This is a genomic window from Microcystis wesenbergii FACHB-1317, from assembly GCF_014696875.1.
GTDB lineage: Bacteria > Cyanobacteriota > Cyanobacteriia > Cyanobacteriales > Microcystaceae > Microcystis > Microcystis wesenbergii_A.
Map to the genome: position 1 here is coordinate 1 of NZ_JACJQV010000077.1, position 16,503 is coordinate 16,503.

Consider the following 16,503-nt stretch of genomic DNA (forward strand, 5'->3'; position numbering starts at 1 on the left):
AAAGACTTAATAGAAGGGATTGAATTGGCTATGTTAGAAGTTACTCAAAAAGATATTCGCAATTGGTTTACTCACTGTTGCTACTGTACCTCATAAGTCAGAGAATTGCTATAGATTTATTCAGCAAACCCTACTTAGGTGCAATTTCACACTAATTTAACTCAGAACGCCAACAGATAAGCTTTAGGTTCCTCTACTAGGGTGGATTGGCCACATAACTGCTATGAACCCCTCTCCCAAACCGGAAAAGGGGATATTTTCTAGGATTGTTAAGCTCTTGCTTTCAACCAATCGCTAATAGCGGGGGGTAAATCCCGTTGCACTTTGCCACTGACATACATTCCGATATGTCCGACGGGGAAAGCACAAGCGGTATAGTCAGAAGTACCGATATAATTCCCTAAAGCGAGGGAAGAAGCGGGAGGGACAAGGTGATCTTTATCCGCATAAAGATTGAGAATTGGCATAGTCAGATTGTGTAAATCTACCCGTTTATCTCCTAACATCACTTCCCCTTTAATCAGTTTATTTTGCTGATAGAAATCCTTGAGAAACTGTCGGTAGGATTCTCCTGCTTGGTCGGGACTATCAAAAATCCATTTTTCCATACGCAGAAAATTAACTAATTTTGATTCATCTTCCATGATGTCAGGAAAATCGAGGTATTTCTGATAACCTAACTGTAAAGGTTTCAATTCCAGAAACTCTAAATTGAGAAAATCTCCCGGAATATTGCCCATGGTATCTACCATTAAATCGATGTCTAATGCTTCGGCTCCCAAGGAACACCCCCCCCGCATATTTAAGAGGGTCTCGGTTTGATAAAAGTCCACTGGTGTCACCATTGTCACCAGATTTTTTACCTTATCAGGATAGAGGGAACTATAGCATAAACTAAAGGTTCCCCCCTGACAGATTCCTAATAGATTAATTTTGTCGAGATGGTGACTTTGACGAATAAAATCGACGCAATTATCGACATAACCATTGATATAATCATCAAGGGTTAACCAGCGATCGCTTCTGGTGGGATATCCCCAATCAATTAAGTAGATATCTAAGCCTAATTTCAGCAGATTGGCCACTAAAGAACGCCCTTCCTGTAAATCTACCATGTAGGGACGATTAACCAAAGCATAAACCATCAACAAGGGAATCTCGAAGGGTTTTTCAACCACGGGTTTAAAGTGGTAGAGAATGATTTTATCTTCCCGATAAACTGCTTCTTTTTCTGAGACTCCACACTGAATATCTTCTTCTTTAACTCGTTTGAGATTGTCTAACCCTTTGAGATTTTTCTGAGTTAATTCTAGATAATCTTGGGTAAAGTCTTCCAGTTTCACTTGCGTCAAAAATGGCCACATAATTTAATTCTCCTAGGGAAGTAGGGTGATAGGGAAGTGGGAATTATAACTGATAACTGATAACTGATAACTGATAACTGATAACTGATAACTGATAACTGATAACTGATAACTGATAACTGATAACTGATAACTGATAACTGATAACTGATAACTGATTGTCAAGCACAATTAACTAATTGTTACTTTCTGTTTCTTTTTTTTCTCCTAAAGCTTTTTTGAGACTTTTTACCTCTTTGCGTAATTCATAGATAGTCCGATGAATTTCATCGACTTCGCTGCGGGTAGGCAGATTCATTGAGCGCAGGTAAATTTCCATCAAATCCTGCTGTTTGAGGCGATAATCATTGAGGGAATTAATAAATTTTCCCCTTACTTTTAGGTTTTCTGGTTGACAAAAAGCCTTTTCAAAAATATCATCAGCGACGACACTCCACACATCTTGAAATTCTCGCCAATTCTTGACAGGTTGACCTTTTTCTGCTAGGAAAACTAATTTTTTAGTTAAAGCTTCAAAGGATTTAACTTGAATATCAGCCAGCACAATTTGATAGTTAATACTAGCTTGATAAAGAATGCGCCAAGTTTCAAAACTATCGAGTAATTTGCGGTTAAATTCTCGGGGCAATCCCAATAAAGGCATCTGTAACCATTGACCAAAAGTTTCATCATAAAACTTCTGCCAATAGATATTATTGAGTTCGATCAAAGAAGAAGTATTACCTAACCAAGCTTTGGTTATTGTGTCATTTGACAGCACCAAAGGATCGAACCATAAATGATTGAGACTTTGCAATTGTTGCAGGTAAATTGTCCATAGTTGACTGACATCTTGACTACTTTGGGAAGTGGCGGTAGTAAAACTATTCAGTTGACCGCGCATCTGTTGGGTATAATTATTTAAAATTGTTTGCCAGTCTTCTCCTGTTTGCATTTTCGGGAAGATACTTTCCCAAGCTTCCATCGATAATTTTAGGAATTTGATCAATAAATCCCGATTATCAAAATAGCGCTGGGTTGCCTCTTGTAATTCTGGTTTAATATTGCCCATAGGAGTCGGTATCGCTCCCATCATATCAAACCAACTTGACCACATTTTTGCCCCGGTTTCTGTCCAAAGATTGACGTAATCGGTGGCCATCTCACTCCAAGCTTGTGTCGGTTTATCCATTATTTTTGCCCTTTTCCTTATAACGCTGATTTCGCTAGTTTACTAACCCACTCTACACCCGATAACTGATAAGTAGTCGTGCAAAATTAATTTCCTAGTCGAGACTCCGAGACAGAAGACAGATAACTGATAACTTACCCACTGATAACTGATTAAGCACAATTATTTGTAGGATGGGTTAGCGGTAGCGTAACATAATCGGGCGTTGGGTTTCATGCTTCAACCCAACCTACGTTCTACGTTCATCTTATATTTAATTCCATCCACCTACTTAACTTACCCACTGATAACTGATAACTGATAACTGATAACTGATAACTGATAACTGATAACTGATAACTGATAACTGATAACTGATTAGGTGTGATGGGCCCCATTAACTCTGAGGACTTCTCCAGAGACATAACTGCTGGCAACAGGAGAGAGTAAATAGGCAGTTGCCCAGGCGATATCTGCGGGTTCACCGAAGCGACGACAGGGAATTTCGGCAGTGATTTTATCGCGAACTTTATCGGGAATCGCTAAAGTCATTTCCGTGTTAATAAACCCTGGTGCGATCGCATTGGCGCGAATATTATAACGGGCAGCTTCCCGGGCCAAGGATTTGACTAAACCAATAACTGCCGCTTTTGTGGCCGCATAATTAGTTTGGCCGGCATTACCGCGATCACCGGAAATAGAACTAATACAAACGATCGATCCCGCTTGTCGTTGATACATTCCCTCAATAAACGGCTTAATCGTGTGATTAACCCCTTTTAGGTTGACATTAATCACTAAATCCCAATCTAGCGGCGTTAATTTAGCGAAAAAGTTATCTCTGGTAATCCCCGCGTTAGCGACGATGCCATACACTGGTCCCAATTCCGCTTCAATTTGTTGAGCTGCCGCTTCCATCGATTCTAACTTAGTCACGTCGGCGACAATGCCTAAACCCTGGGGATTATCGGCGACTAAATCCGTGTAGGCCACCTTGGCCCCCAATTCTATCAAAAGAGAGACAATAGCCGCCCCAATGCCTCGATTTCCGCCGGTAACGACGATAACTTTCTCCTCTAGTCCCAGAGATACCATAGCTTTTTCCTCCTAAACTCTTTCAATTGCGATCGCTGTTCCGCCACCGGTCCCATGACAGATGGCCGCCATACCGAGGGTTTTATCCTGTACTTTCAACGCGTTAATTAACGTCACCAGAATCCGCGCACCGGAAGCGCCGATAGGATGACCCAAGGCGATCGCACCACCGTGAACGTTTTGTTTTTCCCTAGCTAACCCCAGATCCATCTCAAAAAGCAGATTATTTAAGGCAAAAGCTTCGTTATTTTCCACTAAATCGAAATCTTCGATCGTTTTATCTAGAGATGATAGTAATTTTTTCACCGCTAGGACGGAGAATTCTGGGAAGCGCTCGGTTTTTCCAGCACCCACAGCGCCGCCAAGGATTTTGGCAATTGGTTTTAAACCGTACTGATCCACCGCTTTTTGACTGGCTAAAAGGATAGCGGCGGCCCCATCGGAAATCTGACTACTATTCCCCGCGGTTAAAACTCCCGACGGATTAAAAGCCAGCCGCAGTTTTCCTAACCCTTCTGGGGTACTATCGGAACGAATACCCTCATCTTGAGCAATAATTGTGGAACCTTTCTTAGATTTAAGTTCAATTGGCACGATTTCGCCGTTAAACCAGCTTTTTTCTGTGGCTGTGGCCGCTCTTTGGTGGGATAAGGCGGCAATTTCGTCTAATGCTTGCCGAGAAACCCCGCGATCGAGACAGAGGCGATCGACTTGGGAACCCATAACCTCAGCCGTGGTAGCATCGGTTAAGCCATCGTGGAGTAATAAATCCGTTAATTGTTCCGGCGCACCCATGAGGAATTTATAACCCCACCGGGCCCGATGGGAGAGAAAAAAGCCAGTTTGGGACATGGATTCGATACCACCAGCGAGGATGAGATCCGCTTCTCCAGCGCGAATTGAGGTGGCAGCGTTACTAACGGCAATCATTCCCGAAGAACAAACCATATCCACCCGATATCCGTCCACGCTTACGGGAATTCCCGCTTTAATCGCCGCTTGTCGGGGAATTAACTGACCATGACCCGATCCCAAAACATTGCCGAAAATGTACAAATCTAGGGCTTCTGGGGGCAAATTAGCGATTTCTAGGGCAGATTTCATCACTGTTGCCCCTAAATCGGCCGGGGATAATCCGATTAATCCCCCACCAAAACGACCAATTGGAGTCCGGACAGCGGCCACGATATAAACTTCTTGCATAGACTTCTCTCTATTGGGAAGCGAAGATAATAGATAGAATTTGCTTAAGGATATCGAGTCCGAAAAAATCAAAATCCCAATTTACTGTCATTGGTTAAAAGTTTATGGCCTCGATGCCTTGAGTTTTTGTCTATCTACCCTCGATTTTGCAACAGAATTTCTGTGTAAGAAGATATATTCATTAGAATTTAACTTTTCTGGCAGCAATCCCCTTTTTTTATGGATTTAGTCAAGCGCTTAGTTTTTATCGGTGGGGGTCATAGTCATGCGATCGCTCTTCGTCTTTGGGGGCAATCACCCCTAAAAAACGTTCAATTAACTTTAATTAGCGATGTCACCCATACCCCCTATTCGGGAATGTTACCCGGCCACATCGCCGGTTTTTATGATTTTGCTGAGACTCATATCGATTTACCTTCTCTAGCTAGGTATTCTCAAGCGCAATTCTGTTTAGACAAGGCTAATTTCATAGATACGGAAAAATGTCAAGTAATTTGTCATAATTCTTCACCGATTCCCTTTGATTATCTCTCGATCGATATCGGCAGCCTCCCGGCAGTGGATAATGTTATCGGTGCTAAAGAGTACGCTATCTCCGCCAAACCAGTGCCGATTTTTCGGGAAGGATGGCAAGAAATCCTCAAAAAAGCGGTTAATAACCCGAATAATACTCTCAATATCGTTATTGTTGGTGGTGGCGCAGGCGGGGTCGAATTAGCTTTAAATATGCAGTCCCGTTTGGCCAAAATTCTCAACTCTAGCAGTAATTTGAATTTATCTCTAATTCATCGAGGAAAAAAACTACTACCGAACCATAATAATTGGGTCGGTCAACGTTTAGAGAATATTTTTAAACAAAGGGGAATTAGATTATATTTATCCACGGATGTGACAGCAGTGCAAGCAGATCGGATTATCTGTTCATCGGGTTTAGTTTTACCCACGGATTATACAATTTGGGTAACGACTGCCTCGGCCCCTAGTTGGATTAAAGCGTCGGGATTACTGACAGATGAAAAAGGGTTTATTTTAGTGAATAACTATCTGCAATCTCTTTCCCATCCCCATATTTTTGCCGTGGGAGATATTGCCACGATTCCAGATTATCCCCGTCCGAAAGCGGGAGTTTTTGCCGTCCGACAAGGTAAACCCCTGTTCGATAATTTAGTCAGAATTCTGCAAAATCGGCCCTTAAAACCCTATTTTCCCCAGAAAAATTATCTGAGTTTAATCGGGACAGGAGACCAAAAAGCGATCGCATCTTGGGGCAGTTTTGGCTGGCAATCACCGTTATTATGGTTATGGAAAGATCGGATCGATCGAGCTTTTATGAAACAGTTTAAGCTGTAATCAATAAGTAGGTAGGTGTTAAAAATTATCAGACACCCCCCTTATCAAGGGGGGATTAAGGGGGAATAAGAGGCAAAATTGCTGATTATCGTCCAATAGCACCGAGTTACTGTCAAGGCCGTTGGGAGTAAAATCTGATTTGGGAATCCCACAACCTGATAAAGTAAAAATCGTCCCGATAGCTTGACCAGTTATCGGGAGAGAACGTCAATAGTTTGTTAAATAGTACATATAAACCAATGCTACGTCTTCGCTCGATTATTTCCCTAGTTTTAGTCCTAGTTACTACCCTGCTGGTTAGTTGCAGTGGTCCCCAAGCAACTATCCCCACCGTTTATAGTCCCCAAAAAATCGAACAGTTACAGGTTTACATCCAACCCATAGAAGGATTTCGCGAAAAAATGAGCGTTTTACAAGACCTCATCGCTGACAAAAATTGGGTAGATACTCGCACCTATATCCACGGTCCTTTGGGGCAATTGCGTCAGGAAATGGTAGGATTATCGCGTAATTTACTGCCCAAAGACCAAGAAAAAGCCAAGCAGTTAGCGAAAAATCTTTTCGTTCACTTTGAACGTATCGATGCGGCAGCCAAAGAAAAAGATGCTAGTCTCGCTGCTAATCAATTCCAAGAAGCGTTAAAAGACTTCGATGCTTTCTTAAATATTGTTCCTAGTTAGTTTGTATCAGTGATCAGTTATCAGTGATCAGTTATCAGCTTTTTTAAAAATCTCCGGCTTTTTGCCTAGAGATTGTTGTCAGAGAGAAGCACACAAAAACTTTTTTTCTTATTTATAGCAGCAAAATTTAACCCTCCGCAAGGGCAAGGATGATACTGGTTAAACTGATCAAGCTTGCACTCAAATCATCAAACCCTGATGCTGAAAAACCTTCCAGAAAAAAATTTTTCTTTTGGGGTAGGGGGTAGGGGTAAATTTTTCTTCGGGTTCGGGTTGATTTAGGAGTGGGGACAGGAAAAATATACTCAAAAACACAGTGATCGCACTTATCTTAATAGTGAGGTACGAAGTCTCTGGTTTTAGGGAACAGGCAGCGGGGAGAAGGGAGTGGGAATTATGGATTATGAAGTGGGAAGAATAAATAAAAATAAACTCCTGTCTCGGAGTCTCCTGTCTCCTGACTCCTGATAAATGCTATTTTGGTTTGGTTTGGACGCTAATAGGGCCATTAACCATGGTTTGACAGGCTAAACGATAATTTTCGGGTTTTTTCTTCAGACAGCGCTGTTCAAAGTCGGTTTTAGCGGAGAGATTTTCCAGACCCTCGACAATTGCCACTATACAAGTACCACACTGGCCGTAACCGCCACAATTCATCAATTTACCGCCAAAAGTGTAGATATCAACGCCATTCTGGATTGCTTTCTCTCGTAAATTCGCTCCATCTGCCGCTACCACGATCTTATTCTCTTTGACGAAGTTGATGTTACCCATGACTGTCTTACCCTAAATTTTTGCAAATTAATATTAAAAAATATTAAATTTTTTTGATTGTAACATTTTTGGCTCGCTCTTCTAAATATTCGGCGATGGCAATAGCGATCGCTTTTTTGCCGATAAATTTCCCCAGTGCCGCTTTTGTGACCAAATAAGCCACCTGTTCCCCGTGATCGCCCTTTTCCTCACCCCTATTAGCAATGACCGCCTGATAGCCCTTTTCTAGGCGTTTGCGGGCGATTTCCAGTAACTCCTCCTGACTGACTCCCTCCTGATACTTGAAAGTCACCATCTCTAAATCGGGAAAATTTTCTCTCACCTTGTCAATCACTTTTTCCGTCGGCACAAAATTAAGATTTAACTGCCCTCCACTGGTAATCTTACCAGAAAAAGGGCTTTCTAAGCGATAATCTGCCACGGCTGCCGAGAAAATCCCAAATTGATAATCTTTACTCCCTAATTCTCCCATCACCTTCCCTAGATACTCGTCATAAGTTTCAATAATTTCGTGGGGTAAATAAGCGGGGGGTGTATAGCTGCCGCGTCCGTGGATTAACTGCACCTTTGCCCCGCGCAGGTATAATTCTTCTGCAATAGCGGCCCCTAATTGTCCAGTAAAACGATTGGTTAAACGACGAATATTATCGATAATCACGGGTGTTGGTCCACCAGTGACTAAAATCGGCATATTTTTCAGGACAGAATTACTGAGAATCCCACAGACTGCCACGGTAATCTCTTTTTCCCCAGGGAGATTGTGCTTACCGTAATCATCCCGGGGTGGCATAATCTCGACTCCCCAGCGATCGAGAGTTTGCAAAGATTCGCTCAGAATAGCATTATGTAAACTGCCGTGCATGGTGGGGACGAGCAGAATTTTAGTTTTTCCCTTTTCCTGTCGTCCCAAGGCCGAGGCCAAGCATGAAGTGATCACTCCGTCAGCGATTCCGTAACGAAACTTATTAATCGTGTTATAGGTAGCAGGAGCGACTAAATAAAGATCAAAGGGAGATTGATCGCTTAAATGTTCTGCTTTTGCCGTTAATTGACTAACTACGGGATTAACCGTACTCCATTCCAAAGCTTCCTTAGTGACGTATCTTAAAGCTTCTTCCGAGACAAAAGCCACGACTGTAGCCCCGAATTTCCGCAAAGATCGGGCAATTAGCGGCGCTTTCATGGCCGCAATCCCTCCTGTTACCAGTAAAGCAATCCGTTTACCCCAGAGATGATGACTTTCTAAGGGTACTTCGCGATCGCTTAAGGGCGAATCCGTCGGAGAAGAGAAATTCCAAGTCATAAATTTGGGGAAATGGGGAAATGGGGAAATGGGGGAATGGGGAAATGGGGAAATGGGGAAATGGGGGAATTCAACTAAAAAACCCCAAAACCCCAAAACCCTAAAATCTCAATACCCAACACCTTCTAACTGATAACTGATAACTGATAACTGATAACTGATTTCAAGATTTGTCTATCTCTGAGCGAGAAACTGGTTATCCTAGTAAATAAAGGGTTGCTTCGGTGTTCTTATGATTGACAAAATTTTAACTAAAGTTCGATCGCTTGCCAAGCCGCTATTAGTTCTAGGATTAGTGACAACGCTGATTTTAGGCAATGTTTCCAGTGCTTTGGCGGCATCGGGGGGTAGAATGGGTGGCGGTAGTTTTCGCGCCCCTAGTCGCAGTATTAGCCCTTCTAGAGGTGGTGGTTATAGTTCCCCCGGTTACGGTGGAGGCATTGGTTTTCCCTTCCTCTTACCCTTCTTTTGGGGTGGTGGTGGCGGTGGCTTAATTTCTCTGTTAATCTTTTTTGCTATTGCCAATTTCCTCGTTAATGCTTTCCGTAATGGTGGAGGCAGTGATGAGAATGGTATGGCTGTTGAACCGGGATATGAAACCGTCTCCGTGGCTAAAGTACAGGTGGGTTTGTTGGCTAATGCCCGTTATCTGCAACAAGAATTAAATCAAATCGCCCTAACTGTCGATACTAGCACCTCCGAGGGACGAGTCGAAGTCTTACAAGAATCCGCCCTCGCCCTGTTACGTCATCCAGAATACTGGGTTTATGGTAACGTCGATTGCCAACAAACCAGCCTCAGCAGTGCAGAAGCGAAGTTTAATCAGTGGTCTCTCAACGAACGCGGTAAACTAACGGCGGAAACCTTAACTAATTACAATAATCAACTGCGTCAAGGTTCTCAAGAAAATATTTTACCCGAATCGGCTGGAGAATTAGCTAAAACCGCACCGGAAGGCTATATTTTGGTGACTATTTTAGCTGGCATTGTCGGTAAATTTTCTCTAGCCAAAATTAATGATTCCCAAGACTTGAAACAAGCCCTGCAACAAATTGGTAGTATGGGAGGCGATCGACTTTTAGCGGTAGAAGTGATTTGGACTCCCCAAAGCGAGGGTGATATTCTCAGTCAAGACGACATTCTCGCCAATTATCCCGATCTGAAATTAGTGTAATTTGTCGGGGTATAACCCTAGATATTGGCCAAAATCTCCCTTTTACGGGGAGATTTTTTGATTATTAAGCAATTGCTCCCGTGATGGGATTTTTAGGTGTGTCACGATGCCCTAACACACCCTAACCATTAACAATATAATTCCTGAATCCACTGCCATTCTTGGGCTAATCCTTCGGCTAAAGAGACTTGGGGATTATAACCTAGAATAGTACGGGCTTTGGTGACATCGGCGGCGGTGTGACGGGCATCTCCCCGGGCGAGTCCTTGATGCGATCGCTCGATAGGTTTACCGATGACTTTTGCCATGGTATCCAAGACATCCAACAATACCACGCGACTACCACCACCAATATTAAACACCTCACCCACCGCTTCCGGGACTACGGCAGCGGCTAAATTAGCGGCTACAGCATCGCTAATAAAGGTAAAATCCCGGGTTTGTTTGCCATCCCCGTAGATGCCGATAGCTTTACCTGCGATCGCTGCTTGAAAAAACTTATGGAAAGCCATATCGGGACGTTGCCGCGGTCCATAAACGGTGAAATAACGCAAGGCAGTGACGGGAACGTTAAAATTCTGGTGATATAGCCAACAGAGTCTTTCTGCCGCTAATTTGGTGATACCATAGGGTGAAACCGGTTGGGGACAAAGGGTTTCGGGAGTCGGCATCGTTTCCGCATTGCCATACACCGAGGAAGTGGAAGCAAAAACCATCCGTTGTAAAGACGGGGTTTCTTTAGCGGCCTCAAGAATAATTTGAGTGGCATTTATATTCCTTTCGGTATATTGACGAAATCCATCACCCCAGCTTGCTCTGACTCCCGCTTGGGCTGCCTGATGAAATAATACTTCTACTCCTTGCAACAGTTGTCGCCAGTCAAGGGCTTGTATATCCGCTTCAATTAACTTAAATTCGGGATATTTTGCTAGAATATGGGCATTTTTGCGCTTTAAACTGGGGTCGTAATAATCGTTAAATTGATCGATACCGATCACCTGATCTCCTTGTTCTAAAAGCTTTTCTGCCAAGTTAGAACCGATAAAACCCGCGACACCAGTAACAATATGAGTAGCCATTTAATCCTAGTCGTTGATATTTTGGATCGATTGTAATCATTTTTGCGCTTTTTGCCGCAATCAATCTCCGCCGTCCGCCGTCAGCTTTTAGGGGTCAAAATCAAGATATTTATTGAAAATAGGCGAATTTTACCAGTTTTATCCCGATCATGGCTCTCGATCGATTCCCTTTTCCCCTCCACCATCAGCCCCCTATTTCCCATCTGATACTAAATCCGTTGACTATAGGCTACTGATTTAAATAACCGGATTTAGGATCAGGGGTTAGTGTCAGGTGATTGTCAACTCACCTTTTTTTGGCATTAAAAATCCCTGAGATTGTCCTGGGCTGCTAGTTGCGATCGCTCTTTTTCCATGGACAATTCCGTTTCCAATTCTTGGCTGAGGAAATAGTTGAGGAAAGTTCGGATAATAGCGATGAGGGCGAGTTGTGCCAAGGCTTCTATAGTAGGTGTGACGGTAGTAGCCACGATGTCTCCACCTAACTGAAACTCTAGGGCTAAAGATAGCCAAGTACCGAAACGAATGCGAATTTGATTGAAGGAAAAAGGGGGAAGACTGCGACGGTGACGATTAGACTGCCAAGCTAATTGTAGGGTTTTAATTAATCCGATCACCACACAAGCGATCGAAATACTTTCTAGGCAAAACTTGATGATTGCCACAGCAGAGAGCAAGCCTGTTTCTAAAGTTGCTAAAAATTCCATACCCAACAGATACCCTCTTATCCGATCAACCAACCTACCATCTAAGGAAGTTTGTCCAATGGCAGTTAGAACAGGGTTCTCGCCTGTTCTAACCTATGGCTGACTTAAGCCGGTCTTCCCTCCACCACCTTATCGATTAAACCGTAGGCGACGGCTTCCTCGGCGGAGAGGAAATAATCGCGGTCCGTGTCTTTTTCGATGCGTTCGATGGTTTGTCCAGTGCGATTAGCCATAATTTCGTTTAATTGCTGGCGAATACGCAGGATTTCCTTAGCTTCAATGTCGATATCCGTCGCTTGCCGGCGCCCAGTTCCGCCCATGGGTTGGTGAATCATAATCCGCGCGTGGGGAAGGGCGAGACGCTTACCCGGACTACCAGAAGCCAGTAAAAATGCCCCCATAGAGGCCGCTAATCCCACACAGATAGTCACCACTTCCGCTTTGATGTACTGCATGGTGTCGTAGATGGCCATACCGGCGGTAACGGAACCCCCCGGCGAGTTGATATAGAGATAGATGGGTTTACTGGGGTCTTCCGAGTCCAGATACAGCATTTGGGCCACAAGGGCATTGGCTAACCCGTCGGTGACTTCCTGCCCCAGAAAAAGAATGCGTTCCACCGAAAGACGGCTGTAAATGCTAATCCACTGTTCGTATTGGCTACCAGGCAGACGGTAGGGAACTTTTGGCACACCGATAGGCATAATTGGTAACAACTCCTGCTAATTTGTAATAAATCTTAACTAACTTGGGCGAGGGGTTTCGGTAGTTCCTTGCGACTTTCGAGGACGCGATCGATCAATCCGTAATCTTTCGCCTGTTGTGGGGTGAGATAGAAGGTGCGATCCATATCTTTCGCCAGTTTTTCGGTGGTTTGACCCGTATTTTTCGAGAAAATCTCTAACATCGTCTGTTTGTTGGCGATTACCTCCTTGGCACGAATCTGGATATCGGTGGCTTGTCCCTGGGCCCCGGTGCGATTTTGGTTGAGAACAATGGTAGCGTGGGGCAAGGAGGCGCGAAAACCCTTGGTTCCTGCGGAAAGAATCATCGCTGCAGTTCCCATGGCCTGTCCGATACAGATAGTATGAACGGGAGGTTTAATGTAGTTGAGGGTGTCACAGATGGCGAAAGCTTCCGTTTCGTAGCCGATCGCGTCCCCCGTGTACCAGGATGTGCCGGTAGAGTTGATATAGAAGAAAATCGGTTTTTCGGGATCGTCAAATTGCAGGTAAAGCAGTTGAGCGATAATTAATTCCGTCACGTCCACCCCGACATTGCGCTTGACATCGTCGGAGGAAAATAAGGGCAACCCCAGATAGACAATTCTCTCTTTGAGTAGGAGAGATTCCAAGTCCGGTGGTGGTGTCCGATAGGCTGCATCCCCATAATAGGCAGTTTGTACCGCTTTAATCACTGAGTTCATCGAGTTTTTCCGTCATACACAGTATCCTGCTTTTGATTTTAACGTAATCAGGTTGACCGATTGCCTGGGGGTATTTTTAGCTAGGTTCTTCCCCAAGAATCTCTCAACAGCTGCCCGCGCATCTCATACCATTTTTAAAAAGTGGTGGCAGAAAAAATGGTATAAGAATACTAAGCTTTTGACTAGAATGGATAACTATCGGTGGCGAAATAAATAAACCAGATCTAACCGATAGTATCGACCAATTAACCATGGCAGAATGGATTATTTACAAAGAATTTCGCTTTGAAGCAGCCCATCATTTACCCCATTATGAAGGTAAATGTCGCCGTCTCCACGGTCATAGTTGGCTGGGGCGCGTCTATGTGAAAAGTAATCATTTACAGTCCCAAGGCTCACAACAGGGAATGGTGATGGATTTTGGCGAAATTAAACAATATTTACAACCGTTACTCGATAATTTTCTCGACCATCATTATCTCAATGAAACCACTGGTTTAGAAAATCCCACCAGTGAAGAATTATCGCGCTGGATCTATGAAAAATTGGCAAAAGCTGGTTTACCCAACCTTCATGCCGTCGAAATCTGCGAAACCTGTACCTCTGGATGTACCTATTATCCCTAATCGGCAAGCTATCATTAGCTAGGATGGATTGCAAACCTATCCCACGAAAATTATAATATTCCCAGTCACAATCCTCTCAGATGAAGGAGGTAGGAGAAACCTGATATGATATCTACTGCCAAGAAACTTTATGACACAGACTTTAATCTTTGGGTAGAAGAAACTGCTAAATTACTTAAAGAAGGTAAGTGGGATTACCTCGATTTAGAAAATCTGATTGAGGAAATTGAGGCAATTGGTAGGAGTGATAAAAAGGCTTTGAAAAGTAATTTAGAAAAGCTATTGCTTCACCTCCTTAAATGGAAGTATCAACCCTCTAAACGTTCTCATAGTTGGCAGTATTCTATCACCGAACACTGTTTGAGATTGTTAGACGTTTTTGAAGATAGCCCCAGTCTCAAGGTATATTTTGAGGAAGTTTTTGATAAGTGTTATCGAAATGCTTGCCTACTTGCCGCTAGAGAAACAGGGTTAGATAAAAAAACTTTTCCTGATGTCTGTCCTTTTGCCAAAACTGATATCCTCAATCCTGAATATCTACCAGATTAATACTAATATTGAATCAGTCGGCAACATCAAAACTACTGGTTAAAGTTTATGAAATTCCCCGTCACGCTCTACCAAGATGAAGAAGGATGGTACATTGTGGAATGTCCCATTATTCCGGGCTGCCTGAGCCAAGGTGAGACTCAAGAAGAAGCTCTACAAAATATCAAAGAGGCCATTGACTTATGTTGAGAAGTTAGAAAAGAAAAAGACCTACCTTTGACAATTATAAAATAGCAGGTTGGGCCTTGCTATTGCTCAACCCAACCCCTATTTTTCTATAAGTAGGTAGGTGTTAAAAACTGTCAGATATCCCCCTTATTCAGGGAAGATTAAGGGGGGATAAATCCCAAAGTTCTCAACTCAATTGTCCTGTTTTGACTTCTTCCCTTGAGATAGTTTGCGCTGGCAGAAAGCACCCAATCCCAATACACCTAAGCCTAAAATTGTGCTAGGTTCAGGAACAGTGGCTGACGAGGCAAACTTGGTGCCAGTTAAACTGAGAGTATATAGACCAGTTTGAAAAGGAGAAGGATTTCGATTCCACCCAGCTAAGGGATCGGAATTAGGTTCGGTGACATATAAATTGAAGGCAAGATAATAGATTCCAGTCGGTTGCCCACTGAGATCGCCAGGATTGAACTGGGGCAACAAATCAAAGCCAGAATCGTCATCAAATAATTTGAGAACGCCTCCAGCATCAAATAAAAACAGTGAGGCATCGTTGTCTTCAGAAAGGCTTGCAGACACCGTAACTGAAAAAGCATCGGTATCATGGATAAAGATTTGGTAAAGATCGATATCGTCAATTCCACCGCCGAGATCGATTAAAGTGCCAGAGATGGAATCAAGCAATCCAGAACCAACAGTAGTTTGAGATGTTGGGAGAAGTTCGCCGGCATCTCCTACCTCTGTCCAAGTAGCTGCCTGTGCAGCACTCCCTACCGCAAGACTGATAAGTATTACCCCCCCCCCCCGATGGAGTGTTTGATAAGTTTTACTAATGACATAAGCAAATACCTCTTAAAAAATGTGGTTCCGCCCAAACCTTAACATATATTCCCTTAGAGGTATATGTATTAACCATTGATTTTACTTAATCTTACCATTGACTTTAATGAATCTTAAAAATACTCTAAGTTACTTATAAAAATAAAGCTGTATTAGCGACAGCGTAACACGCCCTACTTATCGCTCTCTTACTCAAAGGCAAAAGCACTATCTTCTTCATGAATCGGCAAAATTCAGTAAAATAGCAATAGACTAAATCAGAGAGAAAAAATTAGCTATGGCAACTACATCCGAAGACGTATGGCGACTCTTAGCCGAATTAGCGACTGCTCAAGCTGAATTAACTGCCGCTCAAAAAGAAACCGACAAACAACTGAAGGAGACTGACCTACTATTGAAGGAAGTTAGTCAGCAACAGAAGAAAACTGACAAACAACTCAAAGAATTAGGACAGCAAATTGGGGGACTCGGTGCCAAATTCGGCAGCTTTACCGAAGGACTTGCCCTCCCTTCAATGGAAAAGATTCTCAGACAACGCTTTGGTATGGAAGTTATTAGTCCTAGTGTGCGAGTCAGTAAAGATGGAAAACACCTAGAAATTGATGTTCTTGCCTATACCAATGGTCAGCTAAATACTGCTTATATCGTCGAGGTTAAAAGTCATGCCAGAGAGGAGTCTATTTCACAATTAAAAAGTATTTTGCAACGGTTTCGCCGCTTTTTCCCTGAACACAAAGATAAAAAACTCTATGGCATATTAGCGGCGGTTCATTTATCATCAGAATTACGGGAAAAAATTCTGCAAGAAGGGTTTTATGTGGCTCGGATTCATGACCAAGTATTTGAATTGGATATTCCCGATAATTTTCAACCTCGACTTTATTAAAAATTTAGATGTAATCCTAAATCCTGTTATTAAAAACTGATTATTTATTCCCTCTTTTGCCGTTCGGCAGTTCGACAGGCTCACCGTCGAAGCCTTTTGCATGAGCAGAAAACGGGTTTCTCGGAGAAA

Annotated in this window: 18 protein-coding genes; 7 read left to right on the forward strand and 11 right to left on the reverse strand. The window is 43.1% G+C overall.

The features are described 5' to 3' along the window. Window positions 1–269: 269 nt before the first annotated feature. From H6F92_RS03910 to H6F92_RS03925, 4 genes are all read right to left on the reverse strand, one after another. Complete coding sequence (locus H6F92_RS03910; RefSeq protein WP_002795840.1) at window positions 270–1,364, reverse strand: class III poly(R)-hydroxyalkanoic acid synthase subunit PhaC; 1,095 nt, start codon at window positions 1,362–1,364, stop codon at window positions 270–272. Window positions 1,365–1,539: 175 nt separating this feature from the next. Next, the gene (gene phaE, locus H6F92_RS03915; protein WP_190356866.1) at window positions 1,540–2,535 is read right to left on the reverse strand and encodes a class III poly(R)-hydroxyalkanoic acid synthase subunit PhaE; all 996 of its coding nucleotides are present in this window, start codon (window positions 2,533–2,535) and stop codon (window positions 1,540–1,542) included. A gap of 357 nt (window positions 2,536–2,892) precedes the next feature. Further along, entirely contained in the window at window positions 2,893–3,609 is a 717-nt protein-coding gene (gene phaB, locus H6F92_RS03920) for an acetoacetyl-CoA reductase PhaB (protein WP_190356867.1), read from the reverse strand. A 12-nt stretch (window positions 3,610–3,621) separates the two neighbouring features. Further along, window positions 3,622–4,812 (reverse strand): thiolase family protein, encoded by a 1,191-nt coding sequence (locus H6F92_RS03925; RefSeq protein ID WP_190356868.1) that lies wholly within the window; start codon window positions 4,810–4,812, stop codon window positions 3,622–3,624. 219 nt (window positions 4,813–5,031) lie between these two features. On the opposite strand from H6F92_RS03925, the gene H6F92_RS03930 reads away from it, so the two are divergent. Together H6F92_RS03930 and psbQ are read left to right on the forward strand one after the other, a co-directional pair. After that, complete coding sequence (locus tag H6F92_RS03930) at window positions 5,032–6,162, forward strand: FAD-dependent oxidoreductase (protein ID WP_190356869.1); 1,131 nt, start codon at window positions 5,032–5,034, stop codon at window positions 6,160–6,162. 239 nt (window positions 6,163–6,401) lie between these two features. After that, window positions 6,402–6,842 carry a photosystem II protein PsbQ gene (psbQ, locus tag H6F92_RS03935; RefSeq protein WP_002789746.1) on the forward strand — a complete coding sequence of 147 codons (441 nt, stop codon included), beginning with the start codon at window positions 6,402–6,404 and terminating at the stop codon, window positions 6,840–6,842. A 474-nt stretch (window positions 6,843–7,316) separates the two neighbouring features. Here psbQ and H6F92_RS03940 read toward each other — a convergent pair whose 3' ends face one another. Together H6F92_RS03940 and H6F92_RS03945 are read right to left on the reverse strand one after the other, a co-directional pair. After that, entirely contained in the window at window positions 7,317–7,616 is a 300-nt protein-coding gene (locus H6F92_RS03940; RefSeq protein WP_002766752.1) for a 2Fe-2S iron-sulfur cluster-binding protein, read from the reverse strand. A 43-nt stretch (window positions 7,617–7,659) separates the two neighbouring features. Then, window positions 7,660–8,919 carry a phosphopantothenoylcysteine decarboxylase domain-containing protein gene (locus H6F92_RS03945; protein WP_190356870.1) on the reverse strand — a complete coding sequence of 420 codons (1,260 nt, stop codon included), beginning with the start codon at window positions 8,917–8,919 and terminating at the stop codon, window positions 7,660–7,662. 232 nt (window positions 8,920–9,151) lie between these two features. Between H6F92_RS03945 and H6F92_RS03950 the strand changes: the two genes are divergently transcribed. Beyond that, window positions 9,152–10,093 carry a DUF1517 domain-containing protein gene (locus H6F92_RS03950; protein WP_190356871.1) on the forward strand — a complete coding sequence of 314 codons (942 nt, stop codon included), beginning with the start codon at window positions 9,152–9,154 and terminating at the stop codon, window positions 10,091–10,093. Between the two features lie 128 nt (window positions 10,094–10,221). Here the strand turns inward: H6F92_RS03950 and H6F92_RS03955 are convergent, their stop codons facing one another. From H6F92_RS03955 to H6F92_RS03970, 4 genes are all read right to left on the reverse strand, one after another. Next, window positions 10,222–11,172, reverse strand: a complete 951-nt coding sequence (locus tag H6F92_RS03955; protein WP_045360904.1) for an NAD-dependent epimerase/dehydratase family protein — start codon at window positions 11,170–11,172, stop codon at window positions 10,222–10,224. A gap of 302 nt (window positions 11,173–11,474) precedes the next feature. Next, window positions 11,475–11,879 (reverse strand): DUF1622 domain-containing protein, encoded by a 405-nt coding sequence (locus H6F92_RS03960; protein WP_190356872.1) that lies wholly within the window; start codon window positions 11,877–11,879, stop codon window positions 11,475–11,477. 104 nt (window positions 11,880–11,983) lie between these two features. Beyond that, window positions 11,984–12,583 carry an ATP-dependent Clp protease proteolytic subunit gene (locus H6F92_RS03965; RefSeq protein WP_158199765.1) on the reverse strand — a complete coding sequence of 200 codons (600 nt, stop codon included), beginning with the start codon at window positions 12,581–12,583 and terminating at the stop codon, window positions 11,984–11,986. A gap of 35 nt (window positions 12,584–12,618) precedes the next feature. Further along, complete coding sequence (locus tag H6F92_RS03970) at window positions 12,619–13,305, reverse strand: ATP-dependent Clp protease proteolytic subunit (protein ID WP_002746650.1); 687 nt, start codon at window positions 13,303–13,305, stop codon at window positions 12,619–12,621. A 251-nt stretch (window positions 13,306–13,556) separates the two neighbouring features. Between H6F92_RS03970 and queD the strand changes: the two genes are divergently transcribed. The 3 genes from queD to H6F92_RS03985 all read left to right on the forward strand — a co-directional run bounded on the left by queD (window position 13,557) and on the right by H6F92_RS03985 (window position 14,669). Then, window positions 13,557–13,931 carry a 6-carboxytetrahydropterin synthase QueD gene (gene queD / locus H6F92_RS03975; RefSeq protein ID WP_044000032.1) on the forward strand — a complete coding sequence of 125 codons (375 nt, stop codon included), beginning with the start codon at window positions 13,557–13,559 and terminating at the stop codon, window positions 13,929–13,931. A gap of 105 nt (window positions 13,932–14,036) precedes the next feature. Beyond that, entirely contained in the window at window positions 14,037–14,480 is a 444-nt protein-coding gene (locus H6F92_RS03980) for a DUF29 domain-containing protein (RefSeq protein WP_190356873.1), read from the forward strand. A gap of 48 nt (window positions 14,481–14,528) precedes the next feature. Then, window positions 14,529–14,669: a type II toxin-antitoxin system HicB family antitoxin gene (locus H6F92_RS03985; RefSeq protein WP_190356874.1), complete on the forward strand. Its 141-nt coding sequence runs from the start codon at window positions 14,529–14,531 to the stop codon at window positions 14,667–14,669. Between the two features lie 171 nt (window positions 14,670–14,840). Here the strand turns inward: H6F92_RS03985 and H6F92_RS25700 are convergent, their stop codons facing one another. Continuing rightward, window positions 14,841–15,332 (reverse strand): PEP-CTERM sorting domain-containing protein, encoded by a 492-nt coding sequence (locus H6F92_RS25700; protein ID WP_242029992.1) that lies wholly within the window; start codon window positions 15,330–15,332, stop codon window positions 14,841–14,843. A 433-nt stretch (window positions 15,333–15,765) separates the two neighbouring features. Between H6F92_RS25700 and H6F92_RS03995 the strand changes: the two genes are divergently transcribed. Continuing rightward, complete coding sequence (locus H6F92_RS03995) at window positions 15,766–16,374, forward strand: DUF3782 domain-containing protein (RefSeq protein ID WP_190356875.1); 609 nt, start codon at window positions 15,766–15,768, stop codon at window positions 16,372–16,374. Window positions 16,375–16,503: the final 129 nt, after the last annotated feature.